General features: G+C 64.6%; 17 protein-coding genes, 1 tRNA gene and 1 pseudogene. 6 read left to right on the top strand and 13 right to left on the bottom strand.

The genetic code is table 11. The features are described 5' to 3' along the window. Window positions 1-574: 574 nt before the first annotated feature. Window positions 575-1,594 (bottom strand): LacI family DNA-binding transcriptional regulator, encoded by a 1,020-nt coding sequence (locus tag ABN034_RS33345; RefSeq protein ID WP_349694942.1) that lies wholly within the window; start codon window positions 1,592-1,594, stop codon window positions 575-577. Window positions 1,595-1,749: 155 nt separating this feature from the next. Between ABN034_RS33345 and ABN034_RS33350 the strand changes: the two genes are divergently transcribed. The 4 genes from ABN034_RS33350 to ABN034_RS33365 all read left to right on the top strand — a co-directional run bounded on the left by ABN034_RS33350 (window position 1,750) and on the right by ABN034_RS33365 (window position 3,859). Beyond that, window positions 1,750-2,013 carry a hypothetical protein gene (locus tag ABN034_RS33350; protein ID WP_349694943.1) on the top strand — a complete coding sequence of 88 codons (264 nt, stop codon included), beginning with the start codon at window positions 1,750-1,752 and terminating at the stop codon, window positions 2,011-2,013. A gap of 75 nt (window positions 2,014-2,088) precedes the next feature. Then, on the top strand, window positions 2,089-2,493 hold the full coding sequence (locus ABN034_RS33355) for a helix-turn-helix domain-containing protein (protein ID WP_349694944.1): 405 nt from the start codon (window positions 2,089-2,091) through the stop codon (window positions 2,491-2,493). Between the two features lie 95 nt (window positions 2,494-2,588). Then, complete coding sequence (locus ABN034_RS33360; protein WP_349694945.1) at window positions 2,589-3,365, top strand: alpha/beta fold hydrolase; 777 nt, start codon at window positions 2,589-2,591, stop codon at window positions 3,363-3,365. A 44-nt stretch (window positions 3,366-3,409) separates the two neighbouring features. Further along, window positions 3,410-3,859 (top strand): VOC family protein, encoded by a 450-nt coding sequence (locus ABN034_RS33365; RefSeq protein WP_349694946.1) that lies wholly within the window; start codon window positions 3,410-3,412, stop codon window positions 3,857-3,859. On the opposite strand, the gene ABN034_RS33370 is transcribed toward ABN034_RS33365, so the two are convergent. After that, a complete protein-coding gene (locus ABN034_RS33370; RefSeq protein ID WP_349694947.1) occupies window positions 3,798-4,793 on the bottom strand; it encodes a helix-turn-helix transcriptional regulator in 996 nt (331 codons plus the stop codon). The genes ABN034_RS33365 and ABN034_RS33370 overlap by 62 nt on opposite strands. Before the next feature lie 174 nt (window positions 4,794-4,967). Here ABN034_RS33370 and ABN034_RS33375 point away from each other — a divergent pair, with 174 nt between their 5' ends. Continuing rightward, entirely contained in the window at window positions 4,968-5,723 is a 756-nt protein-coding gene (locus ABN034_RS33375) for a DNA glycosylase AlkZ-like family protein (RefSeq protein ID WP_349694948.1), read from the top strand. Between the two features lie 97 nt (window positions 5,724-5,820). Here the strand turns inward: ABN034_RS33375 and ABN034_RS33380 are convergent, their stop codons facing one another. The 8 genes from ABN034_RS33380 to ABN034_RS33415 all read right to left on the bottom strand — a co-directional run bounded on the left by ABN034_RS33380 (window position 5,821) and on the right by ABN034_RS33415 (window position 13,074). Then, a complete protein-coding gene (locus ABN034_RS33380) occupies window positions 5,821-6,981 on the bottom strand; it encodes a serine hydrolase domain-containing protein (RefSeq protein WP_349694949.1) in 1,161 nt (386 codons plus the stop codon). A 209-nt stretch (window positions 6,982-7,190) separates the two neighbouring features. Beyond that, a complete protein-coding gene (locus ABN034_RS33385) occupies window positions 7,191-7,343 on the bottom strand; it encodes a hypothetical protein (RefSeq protein WP_349694950.1) in 153 nt (50 codons plus the stop codon). 828 nt (window positions 7,344-8,171) lie between these two features. Then, entirely contained in the window at window positions 8,172-10,496 is a 2,325-nt protein-coding gene (locus ABN034_RS33390) for a peptidoglycan recognition protein family protein (RefSeq protein ID WP_502879141.1), read from the bottom strand. Window positions 10,497-10,772: 276 nt separating this feature from the next. Then, the gene (locus ABN034_RS33395) at window positions 10,773-10,919 is read right to left on the bottom strand and encodes a hypothetical protein (RefSeq protein WP_349694952.1); all 147 of its coding nucleotides are present in this window, start codon (window positions 10,917-10,919) and stop codon (window positions 10,773-10,775) included. Window positions 10,920-11,009: 90 nt separating this feature from the next. Further along, a complete protein-coding gene (locus ABN034_RS33400; protein ID WP_349694953.1) occupies window positions 11,010-11,198 on the bottom strand; it encodes a hypothetical protein in 189 nt (62 codons plus the stop codon). Between the two features lie 24 nt (window positions 11,199-11,222). Further along, a complete protein-coding gene (locus ABN034_RS33405; RefSeq protein ID WP_349694954.1) occupies window positions 11,223-11,618 on the bottom strand; it encodes a RidA family protein in 396 nt (131 codons plus the stop codon). Between the two features lie 44 nt (window positions 11,619-11,662). Beyond that, window positions 11,663-12,205, bottom strand: coding sequence for a DUF1697 domain-containing protein (locus ABN034_RS33410; protein ID WP_349694955.1), 543 nt, complete (start codon window positions 12,203-12,205; stop codon window positions 11,663-11,665). 2 nt (window positions 12,206-12,207) lie between these two features. Continuing rightward, entirely contained in the window at window positions 12,208-13,074 is an 867-nt protein-coding gene (locus tag ABN034_RS33415) for a polysaccharide deacetylase family protein (protein ID WP_349694956.1), read from the bottom strand. Between the two features lie 66 nt (window positions 13,075-13,140). Between ABN034_RS33415 and ABN034_RS33420 the strand changes: the two genes are divergently transcribed. Further along, window positions 13,141-14,043: a helix-turn-helix transcriptional regulator gene (locus ABN034_RS33420; protein ID WP_349694957.1), complete on the top strand. Its 903-nt coding sequence runs from the start codon at window positions 13,141-13,143 to the stop codon at window positions 14,041-14,043. Between the two features lie 363 nt (window positions 14,044-14,406). Here the strand turns inward: ABN034_RS33420 and ABN034_RS33425 are convergent. From ABN034_RS33425 to ABN034_RS33435, 3 genes and pseudogenes are all read right to left on the bottom strand, one after another. Next, a tRNA-Pro gene (locus tag ABN034_RS33425) sits at window positions 14,407-14,500 on the bottom strand. A gap of 1,054 nt (window positions 14,501-15,554) precedes the next feature. Continuing rightward, the gene (locus ABN034_RS33430) at window positions 15,555-18,170 is read right to left on the bottom strand and encodes a hypothetical protein (RefSeq protein ID WP_349694958.1); all 2,616 of its coding nucleotides are present in this window, start codon (window positions 18,168-18,170) and stop codon (window positions 15,555-15,557) included. A 249-nt stretch (window positions 18,171-18,419) separates the two neighbouring features. Then, window positions 18,420-18,706 (bottom strand): annotated as a pseudogene (locus tag ABN034_RS33435) (IS256 family transposase); the annotation flags it as partial.

Raw genomic sequence — 18,706 nt, forward strand, 5'->3', positions numbered from 1 at the left:
GCGGCAGCGGGCCCGCCGCCCTTCCCCGAAGGATCAGTCGAGAGAAATGAACAACCCGTGAGCGATGCGGCCGCGAGGGCGCCCCCGCCCCAGAGCAACAGGTCTCGTCGCGTCACGCGCACGTGGTCGTCATGCAATATGGTCACTTGTCGACCCTTTCCGTCAGGGGCAAGTCTGGCTAGTGGTTGGCATGGTCGATGCATCCCACTTGGCATTCGGCGAAGTCCACGCGGAAAGTAGCTTGCGCTGCCGCGGCAGGGGCGGCCGGGAGAACGTAGCCGGCAGGGGCTGCGCTCGCCGCCACCAGGGCGGTCAAAGATCTTCGGGCATTCATGACGCTCGCCTCGATTTCGGAGGAGTGCTTGGGATGGCATGAATCAACGGAAGGTTCAGCTCGGCGGCTCCCCGCGCGGAAAGTGATGGGTCACTTTCTTGGCGTCGAACGATAGTGACCGATCATTTTCCTGTCAACCGTTCATAGACTTGGATTGGGTAGCCTCGTCTTCGTGCTGGGCGCTACGTCTTTCAAGGGCTCCCCGAGTGGGGCTTGTCCTGATCCGGCTATCTCTGTGACCTATGACGTGGATCGTTGGGAGTGCGGTGCCGGGCCGACCGACTCACGGATGATGATGCGGTTGATGGGACCATGAGTGGTTTCTGGCGGTTCATCGTGACGGACCGCGGCGATGAGCTTCTGGATCGCTTCGCGGCCGAGGGCTTCGCGGTCCACGGCGACGGTCGATAGCGACGGGGTGGAATAGCGGCCCATGTCGAAGTCGTCCCAGCCGAAGACGCTGATGTCGTCGGGAACGCGCCAGCCTCGCTCGAGCGCCGCGCGGATGGCACCCATCGCGGCATAGTCGTTGGCTGCCAAGACAGCGGTGACCCCGGATGCGGCGGGTAGCTCTTGGATTGCGTCGTAGCCGGACCGGCCTGTCCAGTCGCCATCCGCAACACCGTGCGATCTGAGCCCGAGTTCCTTGACGGTGGTTTCGTAGACAAGCTTTCGGCTGCGGGCTGACGCGTACGTCTGCGGACCGGCGATGTGGAAGAAGACCTGGTGGCCGAGCGATACCAGGTGTTTCATGATGTCCCGGACCACTGAGGCGTCGGCGAGTTCGCCCTGGCAGTGCATTTGTTCGTCGTAGTCCGCAGTGGTCACGATGGGAATGGGGGATCGTGCTGGGTCCAGGGGGAGTGGGCTGAGCGAGAGGATGCCCTCGAAGCCGCCGCTGGTGGCGAGTTCAAGCACCCTGTCGGCTCGGATGCGGGCGTCACCGACGATGGTCACGACCTCCAAGCGATACCCCTCGGCCTGGGCGAGGGCCGACAGCGTACCGAGCAGGTTGGAGTGCGTCAGGTTGGGCGTGGATGGCAGGATCGCAGCGAGCCGGCCGGTGCGTTTCGCGCGCATCGAGCGGGCCACGAGGTTCGGCCGATAGTTCAGCTCGGAGACGACAGCTTCGATCTTCTGCCGCGTGGCGGGTTTGAGACCTTCGATCCGGGTGAAATACCGGGACACCGTTTGATGGGACACGCCAGCCCGACGCGCCACCTCGTGGATCGTGATGCGTTGGTCGCCGACGTCGGCCATCGAGTCCTCCTGCGAGTAGTCGCTAGTCAATCTAACTGACGAACCATTGACGGGAAAAGTGATCGGTCACTAGCGTTCGGCGCCAGGAGAAGTGATCAATCACCTCCGAATCTCGGCATGAGGTCAACACCATCGATGAGTGGGGCCGTCAGAATGTGCGGTGGTGGGTCGGCATCGACATCGGCGATCGTCACGTTCTGCTCTCGTCTGATGGGAACCCGAAGGTCATCGATCTGTTCGGCGTCGGCTGGGGCATTCTCGATGACTTGGTCAACGATCCGCAGGCGTTCGCCCGGCGGGTGCCGCCTGGTCAATGCCGGTACGTACTCGACATCCCTGACCTCCAGGACGACGGCCACCCGGCCGACTACCTCCGTCGCATCCGGGAAGCCCTGACCCGGGTCGAGTCTGCGCCGTGAGGGCTCCGGGTCCGCCATCCTGAGAGCGGCACGCTGCGCCCCGGCCGGTCAGGCGCGGGCTACGCTGGCGCCACCATGGCTGCCCGGCCGGCGATCCCGTTGGCGCGACACCTCTTGCGGGTGCGTGACCTGATCGACCGTGCCTACGCCGAGCAGCTCGACATCCCCGCACTGGCCCGCAGCGCGAACGTCTCGGAAACGTACTTCAGCCGCTCGTTCAAGGCGGCGTTTGGCGAGACGCCCCATCAGTACGTCATGAGTCGCCGGATGGAACGTGCCAAGGCTCTGCTGCGCGAGGGCGAGCTGTCGGTCACCGACATCTGCCTTTCGGTGGGGTTCACCAGCCTCGGTTCGTTCAGTACACAGTTCCGCCGTTTCGTGGGCGACAGTCCGACTGCCTACCGCGAGCGCGAGGGCCACGCCGACCTCGCACGACTGCCGGGATGTTACGTGAAGCGCTATACCCGCCCGCGCGCCTGACCGGGAAAGGGTGGTTTTCGAGAAGCGCCCGCCGGTTCGCCGCTCCTACGCTCCTCAGCAGTTCGAGATTCCCCACGAATGAAAGAGGAACTGGTATGGAGACGGTGAAATCCAGGGACGCCACGATCATCGCGTTCGACCAGCTGGGCGAGGGAACGCCGCTCATCCTGGTCGCGGGTGCGTCCTGCGACCGGGCGGTCGACGCCTCGCTCGCGCAGGCACTTGGCGAGCACTTCACGGTGCTCAACTACGACCGCCGGGGTCGCGGCGACAGCACCGACACACTTCCGTACGCGGTCGAGCGTGAGATCGAGGACCTCGACGTCCTCCTCGCCGCCGCGGGCGGCAGCGCCACGGTGGTGGGGCTCTCGTCCGGCGCCGCCCTGGCCGCGCTGGCGGCCGCGAGCGGGCTGCCGATCGGCCACCTGGTGATGTGGGAGCCACCGTTCGGCCTCGACGCTGACGGGCCGCGCCAGGCGAAGGAGTACGCAGACCAGCTGAACGCCTACCTCGCCGAAGGAAGGCGCGGCGAGGCGCTCGCGCACTTCATGCGCCGGGTGGGGCTACCGGAGGAGACGATCACCGGTATACGCCAGTCGCCGTACTGGTCCGTTGGTGAGGGCCTGGCCCCGACGCTCGCGTACGACGCAGCGGTGCTGGACGACGGCACGATCCCGACCGAGCGGTACGCGAGCATCCGCGTGCCGACGCTGGTCCTCGTCGGCGGCGCGAGCCCGCAGTGGATGCGGGAAGCCGCAGAAGCCGCCGCGGCGGCCATACCAGGTGGACGATGCGGCGTCCTGGAGGGTCAGGACCACAACGTCGCGGGCGAGGTGCTGGCTCCCGCGGTCCGCGAATTCGTGGCCGACTGATGTGTCAAGGTGTGGCTACGTCGTCGCTGGTGAGGAGAAGCTCGATGATCACGGGGTTCGCCCTGGTTTGCCTGAACGTTCTCGACCTCGATGAGGCGAAGGACTTCTACGTCAACACGCTCGGCTTCGACGTCGGCGTCGACATGGTGCGCGACGACTTCCGCTGGCTCACCGTGCACCCGTCAGGTCGGCCCGAGCTGCCCATGATGCTGGTGGTGCCCGGCGCACCCGTGGTCGACGAGGGGACCGCGAAACAGCTGCGTGACCTGATCGCGCGCGGCTACCTGGGCTTGGGAGCCCTTGCCACGCAGGACTGCTGGGCGACCTACCGCGAGCTCAAGGCGAAGGGCGTGGAGTTCACCGAGGAACCGGAGGAACGGTTCTACGGCATCGACGCGGCGTTTCGCGACCCGTTCGGCAACCACTGGCGGCTCACTCAGCCGAAGAACCTCGACGAGATCCGCGCGACGATCGAGCCACCGGCGGCGCCATGACGTCGTCGGCACTGGATTCGATGATCTTGCTCGCGGCCTGGCGTACTTTGGTCGACAGTTCGGCCGGTGCGATGACCACGGCGTCGCCGGCTTGGGCGAGCACTGCGGCGCACGCTTCATCGGCGTTTTCGAGATCCGCCTCGATGAGGGACCAGCCGTCGATGTCGGGCAGCACAGGTGCCGTTGGCCTGAATCGCCGTACAGCATGGTCTCGTACGCGCAAGACGATCGGGTAGGACGGCAACGTCGCCCGAAACCGCTGCTGGGCCTCGACCCAGTGCGTGGTCAGGTCGAAGTCGCTCGGCCTCGTGAACGCTTCGTCGGTCAGGGATGCTGACGTGATTCTGCTCAGCCGGTAGGTGCGCACCGCTGTGTTTGGCCGGGCCGCGACGAGGTACCACGTCCGGGTCTTGGCGACGAGGCCGAGTGGCGCGACGGTGAACGGTTCGGCCGGGTCTCGGTAGGTGATCGTGATCCGCCGTTCCTCCCAGATCGCCTGCCGGCACAGGTCCAGCCAGCGAGGTGCCTCGCGGCGGTCGTCCCAGCCGGCATGGTCGACCAGGAGTCGTTGGCGAGCGAACTCGGCGTCGCGCCGCGTCCCCTCGGGCAGGGCGGCGATGAGCTTGGTCATGGCTTGGTCGCTCGACGCGTCGATGCCGAGGTCGGCGAGCACGTGCGCGGTCGCGCCGACGAACACCGACATCACCTCAGATGGCGTGAGCCCGGTGAGCCGGGTCCGGTAGTCGGGGAGCAGGGCCCAGCCGCCGCCTCGGCCGCGCACCGAGTAGACCGGCACACCGGCGAGGCTGAGGGCATCAAGATCGCGCTGGACCGTTCGCGGCGAGACCTCCAGCTGCCGCGCGAGTTGGTCCACGGTCGACTGGCCGCGGGTCTGCAGGTGCAGCAGAAGCCGGAGGAGTCGTTCGGCGCGCATGGTTCGACTATGGCGGACAAACAAGCCACAGTGTGGCGTCTTTACTTCATACGGTCGTCCCATGAGCTTTGTCGAGGTGCCGCGGGTCACTCGCGCGCAGGCCGTGGCCTACCGACTTGGGGTGAATCATCTGGTTGATCGGCTCGCGGCGGGCTCGTACGAGGAGCGGCGGCGGTGTACGTCCTTCCCCGGAAGGACTTCGGCGTTTTCACGATCGGTCGGCTCCCGCTCGCCGGCGATGCCGTACGACGGATTGACGCGCTCGCGGACGCCGTGTGTCGGGCGCTGGACGGAGGCGAGCTTCGTGGCGGTGGGCTCCCCGGTCTACGGGCCGCGTGCGCGAGCGGCAGGATCGCCTTGCGGTGGACGACCAGCGCCTTGTGGGTGCGCGAAGTCCCAAGGCCGGATGTCGACCCCGACGAGGCACACAAGGAGCTCTGTCGGCGTCATGTGCACCGGTTCGCGCCGACCAGCCCAAGGACCTTCGCCTGGTGGGCGGGGCTACCCGACGCGGATGCTCGGCGGGTCTGGGACTCATTGTCCGGCGAACTGCTCGAAGTGGACTTCGACGGCACTCCCGCGTGGATCCTGCGGTCCGACGAAGCTCGCCTCCTGGATGCGCCCCCGCCTCGCGGCTCACGGTTGCTCGTAGCGCCGGATCTCCGGCTCTTTGGGCAGGACCGCGAGGGCCTCTTCATCGCCCCGGGCAAGCGGAGGTTGACGCCAGCTGCGGACTCGTTCCATCCCCACGGGATCCTCGTCGACGGCAGGGTCGTGGGTGCCTGGGGCCGAAAGGGTGGCCGGGTCGACGTCGTCCTGACCGAGCGGCTCACGCCGGGCCAGTACGACGCGCTGGCCGCGGAGGTTTCGGCGTTCCCCATCCACGGCGCACACCTGTCTGCGTCTCCGCACGATTCATCTCGGCCTTGACGTGGCTTCCCCCCTATTTCGCGACCCGAAGCGGAAAGGCACGATGCTGGCAGCTCGGCCTAGGGCCCCACCGGAGCAGCACACCCGGGCCATGCTGTCACTCGACCGCGGCGAGGGCGGCGGTTTGCAGGTCCGTGTGTACAGCGGGCGCCTGCGCGGTCTCGAACATCCGCTGGGTCAGCACGATCACGGCGAGGTCCCGCGCCGGGTGGACGAGGAAGGATGTGCCGAGCCCACCGTCCCAGCCGGTCGCGCCGGCCCATGGGCCGTCCAGCACCACCGAGGTCCCGAGCCCCCAGCCGCGCCCGCCGAGAAAGGCCCTACCGAACTCGCGCTGCTCGGCGGTCAGGTGGTCGCGGCTCATCTCGCGCACCTGGTCCGCGGTCAGCACCTGATCGCCGCCGCGCAGCAGCATCCGCGCGAACGCTAGCAGGTCGTCCACCGTCGACACGAGCCCGGCGGCCCCGTCGTGGAACGCTGGCGGCCGGCTCCACTGCCCGTCCGGCGGGTCCCAGACCGCCAATCCGTCCGCAGTCGGCTGGTACGCCGTTGCCAGCCGCTCGACATCCTGGGTGTAGAAGCCGGTGTCGCGCATACCGAGCGGTTCGAAGACCCGCGTGCGCAGGACCTCGTCGTACGACGTCCCCACGGCTCGGGCGCACAGAATGCCCAGCACGTGCGCGCCAGTGTTGTACAGCCACCGCTCGCCCGGCTGCGCCAGCAACGGCAGCTCGCCGAACCTCGCGATCCAGGTGTCAGGGTCGACGAAATCGTCCGGCTGCGGCGGGCCGATCGTGGCGAGCCGGGCCTGCGTTGCCGCCGCGACGACCGGCCACGGCTCAGGTGCCATGAACATCTCCAGGGCCATCCCGAACCCGAACGTGAACGTCAGCAATCCCCGAACCGTCACCGGAGCCTCGGCGGGAAGCGTGTCGTCGAGCGGGCCGTCCATCCGGCGCATGACCCGGCGGTTCGCAAGCTCCGGCAGCAGCCGCTCGACCGGCTCGTCCAGCTCGAGCAGGCCCTCGCCGACCAGAGCAAGCGTTGCGGTCGCCGTGACCGGCTTCGTCGTCGACGCGATCCGGAACAGTGACGTCCGCTCCACCGCCGTCCCGCCAACCGCGAGGGTGCCGAGCGCCTCCACGTGCACGTCGTCGCCGTGCGCCACCAGCGCGACCAGTCCCGGCGCCCTGTCCTCGCCCACGTGCGAGACAGCGACCTCGCCGAACCGCTCCAGCCCGTCTTTGTTGAGTCCCATGCCTACTCCAACCACCAGACCATGCCGACAACCTATGGACCTGTCGAGGGCCGCCAATTCATCGGCCCGCGCACGATGTCGCCGAAGAAGTTCTAGCCGGGCCTACGCTCGAGCGCCCCGACTCGACCGGAAGACGTGCCGCCAGGTGACGAGGGGACCGGAGGCCGTCGGGCCCCGGGCGTTGCCACTTGGTGAGCTTGTCTTTGACCTCAGTCGACGAGTTTGCCGGCGCAAGCGCCGTCGGCCCAGACCAGCCGGATCCGGTGGCAGGGGTCGGTGAACAGCTGCTGGCAGGTCTGGTCACCGGGTCCGTAGTCACATAGCAGGTTCACCGATCGCACTTGCTTCTCGTCGTCGTACATGATGGTGACTCTGAGATCGTCCGCGGTTTTGCCGCGTGGGGCGCATTCTGTGCTCTTGCGTGCTCTACCCACCGACGGGTTTTTGGAGTTGGTGGCCTCGCATTTCCAGGACTTCTTGCCCGTGAGCCAGTCCTGAGCGATTGCGGATACGGTGACGCCGTGTAGGTACCGATCACTCACGTTGGGAAAATCGGCCGCGGCCGCTGGCGCGTCTGTGGGTCCGTTCGGAATGGCCCCCCAGATGCGTCCAATCGTCCGTCCCGGCGTAGCTACCCCAGCGACCCAATGTTGCGCATTGTCTACCACCAGATTCGGCTACTTGGGCTAGCGAGAACATCGAGGACGATCCGACGGGCCACCAGGGCTGTCCACGAAGCTCGAAGCCAGATCGGCGATCAGCTGTACCCGAACTCGTAGGACACGGTGAGCAACATTCCGTTCGAAAACAGCTCTAACCCGACAGATTCCTATGCCGCGGCCGGTTCATCGCCCATGCTCCCGAATGAGTACGAACCGGCTGTAAAGGCCCATCTCCGGCGATTTGCCGAGGTGCCGCAAATCAGGGTCCACCTCCTGGATGAGCTCGGCGGTGGCCAGCGACGACCCCGATCATGCTCCGCATTGGGCGCATCGACGGTTCAACGACCGTGGCTCGCGTCAAAGGCGTGAGCGAGGCGGCCCGCGGGGTACATCGGAACGAAAGGTCACGCCAGCGGTTAGGCCGCGACCCGGGTGGGTCGGCGGTACGGTGAGCGGCCGTGCTGGCGTAGTTCCTGCCGGCCTTCTGATGGATGCGCAAGGTCTGCCGTGTGCCGGATGCGGCCGTGGCTACTTGAGATAGACGAGGCCGTCGGTGGTGATGGTGGGCCGGCCGCTTGTGCCGACGACGACGATCTTGACGGTGTGCTTGGCGTTGCTGGTCCAGTACTTCGTCCAGATCGCGTTGCGGTACTTCGTGGTGGTCGACTTCAGGTCGATGGTCGCGACCTTGGTGCCATCGAGATAGACGTACGCCTGACCGGAGCCCGACGCCCGGGAGACGATCCAGGCCACGGATCGTCCCGTGAAGGTCCAGGTGAGGCTGGAGCCCTTCGTTGCGCTGGTGTACGACTTGCCGCCGAGGTAGTTCGAGGAGTACTTCGCCTTCCAGGTTCCGGACCGCACTGCCGAGCTCTCCGGCAGGATCACCGGGGTGGCGGAAACCGAGCCGGTGGTGGTGTTGCCGGCGTAGTCGCTGGGCTTGAGTGTCCAGGTCGTGGCGGTGCCGGACTTCATCGTGCGGTTGGTTCTCGTCACCGTCGGTCCGTAGGTCGCCGTCACGGGTGCGGTAAGGGCGACCTGCTTGAGCACGGTGTTGTCGGTGGCTCGCCAGGCGAGCGCCATGGGGACGGCGCTGGTGTTGACGGTCCCCTTGCGGAGCAGCAGCTTCGGCGCCGTGCTGAACGTCGGCGGCGTGGTCTCCGCGACGACCGTCACAGCGGGCGTGGTGGCGGGCTTCCCGGACTGGTGCACCGCCCGCACGGCGAGCTTGCGGGTGCCGACCGGAAGCGTGATCTGCGCGGATCGTGCGGACCGGGACGCGGTCGCCGCGACCGCGCCGTCGACCAGCACCTCGAACTTCGAGATCAACGACGACGGCGTGGTCGTGGTCCACCCGACCGTGACGTTGCCCTTGGTGTAGTAGGTCGTACCGGACTTGCCCGCGCCGGACACCGACGTGACGGCAAGGCCCTGGACCGGCCCCGACGCCCACGTACGGATGGTGCTCACCTTGGGATACAGGTAGGCGGAGGGGCACTCGGTGGTGTTGAGGTTACGGTGGCCGACGACCCGGGTGAACGAGTAACTCGTGCCCTTGGTGAACGTCCGGTTGTAGTAGTTCACCTCGTTGTCACCAGCGGTGAGCATGACCGTGCTGCCGGGGTCGGCGCTGTACTGGCCGAGTTTCCACGCGGCGAGTCTGGCCGCCGAGGTGAGAGCCTTCGTGGTGGGAGTGGCGGTTCTGAAGTCTCCAAGGAAGGCGATACCGGTGGTCTCGGTGTTCCAGGCGTACGCCTGGGCACCCAGCACAGGCCGGTCCACGCCGCCGGCGCGGCCCTCGAAGAGGGTGCCGCACTTGTCGACAAGGAACTGGTAACCGATGTCGTTCCAACCGCGACCGTTGACGTGGTACCGCTGGATGGCCTGGATGATCTCCGGGGAGTCCGCGCAGCTGTAGCTGTTGGAGTCGACCGTGTGGTGGATGACGACAGCTTTGACGCCATTCGGCTGATAGGTCGGCGGGTCGTCGACGATCGACTCGTCGGCACCCCACTGCGCCCGCAGCGTGATCGGCGGCTTAGGCACCGTCGACGGTGGCGCCGTGGGGATCGTCGAGGTGGGTGTCGGAGTCGGCGTGGCCGTCGGTGTCTGTGTCGCCGTCGGTGTCGGCTCGCTGGTCGGTGTCGGCGTTGTCGTCGGCGTAGTCGTGGGCTCTGGTACGGCCGTCGGTTCCGTGGGTGCGGTCGGCGTGTCGGAAGGAGTGGGAGTGGCGGTGGCTGTCGGGTCTTCCACAACGAACGCGGCGGGCTTGATCCGGGCTCGCGTCGTAGGGGTGCCGTCGGTGTCCGTGGCGGCGGCGACACCGGTCGCGACCATGTCCAACCGGAGTCCCTTGGGCGGTTCCGACGTCGAACCCTCGGCCGAACGCACTCTGGCCTGCACGCCGTCGGACGGACCGACCCAGATCGGCTCTGTACCGCCACGAGTACCCGGGCGGCCGTCTCCGTGCCCGTCGTCGATATCCAAGTCGCGCCACGCGGACCATTCTCCGGAGCGTGCGTCGCGGGTGCGGACCTCCATGGTGCCGGTCACGTCCGTGCGAGGAGCGGCCCACGTTACGCCGAGCATGGTGAAATGCTCGACGTTCCGGCGCGGCAGCGACGCGTCGCCATCCGCATCTACGTTCAACGGGACGGACCGGAACCGACTGCTTCCCGGCGAAACCGCCTGGCGGGCAGCACCATCGCCGGCGACCGAGGCGATCCGATCACTCGATGCGTTGCTCTGCCCAACGTTCAGCGGTGTGCAACCCGCCACCGCCAATGCCCCCACTACCCCCGTCAGGCCAACTGCCGCCTTGAAGGCGGACCCCCACACCCGACGCACTCTCACGTGACGCCCTCTTATCCTGTTGTAAGAATTCTACGTTTTGAGCCCAAAGCCTGAGATGCCCGAATCGTCGCCCTCCCGACGCCGATCCGGCCGGACCAGACGGTACTGCAGGGGCATTTCCATCCGATGCCCACCCTCCGAAAGTGGCCAAACCGCGCGCTCCCCCCGATATCGCGCACGGACCTTTGCGCCGTAAATGCCCGTTTTTCACGGCTGGCGCGAACAAGGCGTTAGAGCGGGCAGTCATCCTCGCGTGGACGCTATCGAGGCGAGTGGTCAGGTCCGCATCTCCAGGCCGTGGTTGGCGTATCGCTTGCGGAAGCCGTCGATGCTTGTGGTGTGGACGGCCTCGGGCAGGTTGTAGAACTCCTCGAGCAGGGCGCGGGCGGTGTCGTTGTCGGTCGCCGCGCAGTCCCAGCGCACTTCGTCGTCGGTGGTGATCTCGTGGCGAAAGAGTGGTGATCTCGTTCGGCGAAAGAAGGCGCAGCAGGTAGGTCGCCGGAGATCGTGGTGTCAGGAGCTGTCGTCCACTGGATTGGTGCCTGGCTCAACCTCGCCAGCAGGCAGTGCGGAGTGGTCGTCGACCTGGCGCGCGGGGGGGTCGATGTGGCGGGCCATGCCGGGCGGGCGTGGCCCGTGCAGTGTGTTGGCGATGTTCAGCTGGTCGGCGAGGTCCCGGGCTCCCTGGGCGTCCAGGTCCACCCCTGACGAGTTCAGCGGCCAGGTTCACGGTGACACCACGGCGACGGCGTCGATCTCGACGAGGAATTCTCTGCCGAGGCCGGCCACGACGTGGACCGTGATGGCCGGTGGCAGGTCCGCGGGATCCCATACGTTTTGGAAGGCGGCCACGCCCTCGTCGAGGGGAACGCCGTCTACGACAGCGATTCGCCAGTGCACGACATCGGCCAGGCGGGCGTTCTCGCTTTGGAGGATCGTGGCCAGGTTGCGCAGGGCTTGGTCGGTCTGTTCCCGCAGGGTGTGACCCACGATGTTCCCGTCGGCGTCCACGCCGTTCTGGCCCCCGATGTAGATCGTCTTGCCGGGCTGTTCGACGACGACGGCTTGGCTGAACGCCGGGTTACGGTGCATTCGGGGTGGGTTGATGTGACGGACCGGCATGACGGTCCTCCTGTCCTCGGTGGTAGGTGAGGTTGGGTGATCCGTCAGCCGGTCTCGGCCGCCAGGGTGGCCAGCTTGCGGGCGGTGTGGCAGCCGCGGATCGTGACGGCGTTGTTGAGGTTGCTGTCGATGAGGCGGACCAGCGCGCTGCGGCCGGCGTGCGCGCGACTCACTCGATGAAGGATGGCGCCGGCGCAGTAGCGGGCCTCCTCACGTTCGGGATCTGCGCCGAACGCTGCCAGGGCGCGAGACGATGCGTACTCGGGGAACAGGTAGAGGACGTTGCACGACCACTGCTCGTTTCGTTCCCAGTCTTCGGGCAGGGCGGCCGCGATCCGCCTCACCTTGTCTGCGCTGAGCACGAGAATCCGGGTTCGGACCGCGAACGTTCGGCTCACCGCGTCCTGCAGATGCCGGGCCAGGTCGGCCGTCTTGGCCTTCGGTGCGTCGAAGAGGACGTTGCCGCTGTTGATGTAGGTCCGTACGGCGGTGTGGCCGGCATCTTCGAACACCCTCCTCAGTCCAGCCATCGGCACGGTGTTGTTGCCGCCCACGTTGATGCCACGCAGCAGTGCGGTGTATCGCATCGCTACATCTGGCCCTGTGCGCGGAGGTAGTGGTCTGCGATCTCGTCACAGGTGGTGAGCCACACGCGTGGGTGGTTCGCGACGTACTCCAGCGCCTGGTCGAGGTACTTGCGGCGGAACGGTTGGCCGATGACGAACGGGTGCAGCGCAAGGGCCATGACCCGGCCGCTGTGGGCGGAGTCCGCGTCGAGCTGGTCGAGGTGATCGGTGAACATCTGCACGAATTCCGGTCCGGTGAGACCGTTGGCGGTGAAGATGCCGAGGTCGTTCAGGTCGACGGTGTACGGCACGCTCAGCATGCCGGGCACGTTCAGCGGGTAGGGCTGGTCGTCGCTGGTCCAGTCCAACACGTAGCTCAGGTCGAGCTCGGCCAGCAGTGCCGGGGTACGGAAGGTCTCCGTCAGCGCCGGCCCCATCCAGCCGCGTGGTCGCTGGCCAGTGACTTTCGTGATCGTCTCTACGATGTCGGCGAGTTCGGCACGTTCGTCCTCGACGGTCATATCGGTGTGCAAGGTGGAGTTGGTCTTGCCGTGGGCGAGCCAGGCCCAGTTGCGTGCCCGTCCGGCCTCGATGATCTCCGGGTACCGTTGGCATGCCTCTGAGTTGACCAAGGCGCTGGCACGGAGTCCGTGCCGATCGAGGCTCTCGATCACTCGCCAGATGCCGACTCGTGGTCCATAGTCGCGCCAGCCGTAGTTCAGTGCGTCCGGTACCAGGGACGCAGTTGCCGCGTTGATGCTCGTCGATGGCTGATCAACGTGGAAGTGTTCGATGTTCAAGCCGATGTAGAAGGCTACTCGTGCGCCGTCGGGCCAACGGATCGGCTGTCGGTTGATGATCGGGCTGTAGTCGTAGAGTTCATTGTCCATCTGGCCGGGTCCTTTCTCCCGGTATCAGGGTGTGCGATCGACGCTCGGCGACGGTAGAGGGCGCTTATGCTGGCATTGGCACTGCCAGCATCAGAGTTGCCACTGAAGCGCTCGAGTCCCGTGACATCCGTATCCCAGTCGAAACAGCCGGTGCGCGTGAGGAGCCGCCACGTGGACACCCCGCATCGACAGGAGCTGGCCCGTTTCCTGAGATCCAGGCGTGATCGCGTCCGGCCGGAGGATGCCGGGCTACCTCGCGGACATCGGCGGCGGCTGGCTGGCCTGCGGCGCGAGGAGGTCGCCATGCTCGCGGGAGTGAGTTCCACTTGGTACACCTATCTCGAGCAGGGGCGACCAGGAGTGAATCCGTCTCGTCAGGTCTTGGACAGCCTGGCTCGCGTGCTTCGGCTGGACGACGACGAAACCCGGTACCTGCACCGCCTCGCCGACCGAGCCATGGATACCGGGATCGATGCAGAGGTGTCACCGGTCGAACTGGCCCGACAGCTCGTGCACCTCGGCGAACACATCCCGTACCCGGTCTATGCGGCGAACGCCTACTGCGACCTGATCGCCTGGAACCCGGCAACAACCAGCTACTACACCGACTTCGCTCAGCTCCCCGCAGACCAGCAGAACATGATGTGGTGGCTGATCGGCAGCCCTCAGGCCAAACAGCGGCTGCCGGACTGGGAGGACGACGTCCAAGACGTTGTTGCCCGGTGGCGGCGGGCCAGCGCATCAATCCCAGACGGTGGACGCCTGCAACGCCAGGTGGCCGAATACAAGAAGATCAGTCCGCAGTTCGCGACCTGGTGGGACAGCCACGACGTCCGCGAACACCACACCCGCAGCCGGCGTTTCAACCATCCCCAGCTCGGAACCGTCACACTTCGGCTGATCATCATCGACTCGGCCGAGATGGCCCCCCACTCCTTCGTCGTCTACCACGCACCCATCGCAGCCTGAAGCAGAACCCGGCCCTGGTCGACGGCGACGTCGGCGCTCACCTCGACAACTACGTCCGGGACCACCCTGATGTAGCCACGCAGCGATCATTGCCGGTCTGGGGGATCTCTGTCCGACGATTTGAGGGGGTTGGGATCGGCCTGCAGGCTCGTCGTCGATTAGCCGGCCTCCGCCAGCCGCCGCAGGACGTTGGCGAGGAGGACGACAGCCGCGTCCGGCGCGATCGCACGTCTGCGGCAGATCCTTTGCCGGCCCGCCCGCCGATGGCGTACGGAGACTCGTTCTGACCGTAAGAATGAGACTAATGTCGGTGCGAGGCCGGGTCCTGATCGGTGCCGGCCTCGCGTTTTGCCTGGTCAGACGTGGCGGAGGATAGGGGATTCGAACCCCTGAGAGGTTGCCCTCAACACGCTTTCCAAGACCGCAATTCGACGTTCAGCCGGGTTCGGAAACCCCCTTGGGAGCGCGGATCTTGCGAGCCGTGATCGTTGGCGAACGGCCCCGAACGATGGCGGATGAGACCCACATTGAGACCCTTCTGACCGCCGTATCGCCGAGCCATCGTCCGACCGCTATGACTACGCAGTCAGACACGCGGGGATGCAGCGTGCCTCTGGGGGCCGCAGTGTATCCCGGATGTATCCCTTATCTTCGCAGGTCATAGGCGTCGGGATACATGGGATACACCGGATACAACCGGCTGGTCGGGGGAGGTGTCGGTGGGCCGAAGTGTTGCATCGCAGTTGCACGTCGTCTGCGACATCTCCGCCACCCACAAACACCCCGACGTGCAATGCCGACCGACGAGCGGCGACTACATTTTATGAATGTTCACTACCTACACATGACTCCAACCGGTCCTCGGCGCGCTCCCACTGACGAGACTTCCGCCACTCAGCCTCATTCTTATGGACCCATCCTACAAATCTGAGACCTTCGATGGCCTGCCTATAACGCAGGCCACCTTGTTCATACTCGGCCTCGAAACACGGGATCTGCCAGTGCCCGGTCCGAATGAGCCGAAATTCCATCAAGACGAATCCTTCCCGGAAGCGAGCAAGAGTGCGACCGGGCGGTACAGCCCTGCCGATGACGCGCGATGACGGATGCTTACGTGGGTCGCTGCTCGCATTTGCACCCTCCGACCCAATAATCGAAGACCATGAAAACGGAGTTCCACCAAAGTCCGAAATTTGATAGGCACGGATCCCGATCAGGCGCAGACCAACTGGTTGCGTTTGTGGTCGAAGTGCTTGAAGCGTGAGTGGGACGTCGGACCCGTTCTTGAGATCTGGCACGAGGAGATAGAGCCTCTCCCCGACGATATTAGTCGTCCCAACGGTGCCGCCTTCCATGCCAGACTCAAGGGCCGACCCCTTCAAGAGGGCCGTTCTCGTCATGGTCATGACCGCTGCCGTGGCGACGATGCCGGTCAACAGTAATGCCGCCCCAGCAACGATCACTATGCTCCGCCGCTTCACCATGAGTAGAAGACTCGCAAGTCATCCTTGTCAAAACGTCTGAGTGGATCCCGGCCCCGTGAAGAGCCAGTGTTTGCGCGACGTGCTTGTGCCTGCGTGTGCGCACTGCCGCCTTAGGTGTCCCGTTTCGTACGACGCGTAGAAGAAGGCCGATATCTTCGCGCCCTCGACCGATGTAGCCGCTTCATAGGTCTTGTACTTGGCCCGGTCCTTGCAAAAGAAAGTGCCACGGGCCAGTTCGTAAATGTCATTTGCCGCTGCGAACCCGTAGACTCCATCGCGCTCCAGGTGCTCGATGTTATTGTGCTTGAGCCAAGGGTCTGAGCCCTGCCTGGCGACCTTCACCGGAACCATTCGATCCCGTACGTAAAACTCTCTAACAACGTCCGCGTGGTAGTCGTATTCGCACCTGTAGACCCGAGTATGCGAGAACTTGACTGATATCTTTGCTACCCGGGCGTCATAACTAGGCCAGACACCGGCGTCCCAGCCCGTCGACGAGTCAAAAGCGTTAGCGATCGAGTACGAGCCGCTCACCTTCCAGCTATCTCCTAAATTGCCACTCACACCACCGCCTAGCACGGCGTTCGAGACGCGGCTATATGCGACGCTATGCTTCGTATTCCAGTATGCATGTCCTTCCAGCATCCTCACATATCTGTAAGGGTAGTCGATGTGATAGACATGGACTTCGCCACTGTAGCTACATTGCTGCCCGCCAGCTAATTCGTAATGGGAGAGGCTAGAGAGATTTGCAGATGGGTCTACGAGAATGCCGTAATCTCCGGGATCGGGTCTCACCGCTGCGTTAGAGTAGTCGACTCCACCGGCGAAATTCGGGTTCATCTCCTGTGGCACGAGTGAGTTAGCCGAGTACGACTTCCATTCGACCGGCGGCGCGAGTTCCTCCGTATCGCCACTGAAGGACTCAAACTCGTCATCACTGGTTTCTTCGAGGGTCGGCGGGGTGCCCAACTCGCTATCGCCCTTGAGTGGGTGTAGCCGCGCTGCACCAGCCTGTGATGCGCGTGCATGTATAGCTGCTTCGCTCAGTTGTCCACTTACAGGAGTTCCCGCTCGCACCATACGGCTTCCGATAAACGGTCGTCCATCGGCTGCGGATCCTGCGGCAACGGCTTCTATGTTGAGGACACCACTGTTTTCAGCTGCTCGTGACTCTAGCTCGGTGGGTAGGTTTCTCGGCAAGGTCGCAGACCAAGTGCCGTCGGAGGCCGTCGTTGCTTGAGCGAGCGGAGCTAGTGTTGTCGGTACGGAGGGAGGCGTGTCGAAGTCTGGTGGCTCTGGGTAAAGACTTACGCTCAATCCCGCGGCCGCGGTACCATCTGGGTTGAGGAATTGGCCGCTCACGACAGTAGGATCATTTGGATCACTCGTCGGATCTGGCTCAGGCGACGGTGTAACAGGATTCGGGAGCGGAGTTGGATCTATCGCAGGCCCTGGCTTTCCATCGAACCATCCCTGAATTTCAACGCGGACGCCAACTGGCACACTGGCCATATTCCGAATGTTTAGTGTTCCGTCATCCGAGATGCGCGTCGCGACAAACGAATCACGCTTAAGATACCGTTGGTAGGTCACATTATTGTGCGTCGGTTCGGGGTCATGTTGTGACCAAACTCTCAGCCCATTGGTTGTGGAAGGATCCACAACAATTACGTTCGCGAAAATAGACGATATACCTTCTGTCGGTACCCCATTGACCCCGCCGACTTGGATTGTCCGAAGCTCGCCGGCCGCCAGCATCTGCGAGGGAGCGAGTATTGGGGCACTCAGGGTCGTGAGTAATTCCCCGTCGGTTGACGGCTCGACGAAATAGCCTTGAACATCCAGCTTGACTCTGATGCTTCCAGTGGTCTGGTAGTTCTTGATGGTGCCATATCCGGATGGATCAGGTTTGACTAATACGGCCTGCGCAACCTGGTCGCCATTCCCCCAGTAAACCGGACCGGCAAAACTGGTAGGCGTGGTACCTCGCGTGTAAATTCCTACGCTGCCAGGCTCCGTTGGATCGACCGCGATGAGATTGACCAGTACGGCCGTTGAACCTGACGGCACGTCCTGCACTCCCGTGATCTTCACATCGACTGTTCCGCCAGCGGGAATTTGACCCGCCGTGCCGGTGTCGAAGAGCCGTTGCACCGGACTGATGTCTCGATATCCACCACCGGTTGCCCCATCGTCGAGGACGAAGTAGCCCTGAACATTCACGGTCACTGTGACTGACCCGGCGTAGTTGTAGATCTGCACCGCTCCGCTGGCCGATAGCTCCACGAGTGCGGTGTTGGACATCTTGGTGCCGGCTGGAGCATTCACCATCTTCACGTCTGGCCTGGTGCCTCCCGGCCACAGTGTCAGATACGTGTTCGCCGCCGTTCCGTCGGCCGCCGTCACATCGAGCAATACGGCCTTCGCACTGGTTGGCACGCCTGCTTGACCAGTGACTTGAATCTGCTGCGTCTCGCCGGCAGTCATCGTGAACCTCGACAGCCTCGTCAATTCGCCGAGCTGGATATATGCCAGGGGTCCGGCCGCCTGCGCACGTGTGCTGGTGAAGACGGCGGCGAACGAGGCAAGGAGAACCACGACTACGAGCAGACCGATCACCTTGAAGATCGACGGTGACACCAACCTGATTCCTACGGCGTTGCTTCCATAGCGTGAAGACACAAAAATCCCCTAGGTCTAGGAGGAAAACACAGACCGACTCGCCATTCGGGACTTGAACGGCTGCCGGGCGTGTGCGTAGACACGCAATGTGACCGGTCAAGTCGATCCAGTGGGAAGTGGGCTGAGGATACGCTTTTGAGTAGTAACCAGGAAGGCTGGCGTCCGGACTCGGACGAGAAATTGGCAAGACCTGTGGATCAAGATTGTTTAGGCTGCTTGGGTTGTAGTGGGTTCGTCGGTTCGTTCGACGAGTTTGCCTTTGTGGAATTTGGCGCCGGCGCGGCGAGGGCGACGAGGTGGGGTGCGTTGACGGCCCGCCAGCGGTCTTGGGCTGATTCAATGAGTTTGAACGCCATCGCGATCCCGCCGGCTCGTGAGCCGGGTCCCTTGGTCACTCGGGTGCGTAGCCTTACGGTCGCGAAGGTCGACTCGATCGGGTTCGTGGTGCGAAGGTGGACCCAATGTTCGGCCGGGTAGTTGTAGAACTCCAGGAG

Source organism: Actinopolymorpha sp. B11F2 (assembly GCF_040195635.1).
Taxonomy (GTDB): Bacteria; Actinomycetota; Actinomycetes; order Propionibacteriales; family Actinopolymorphaceae; genus Thermasporomyces.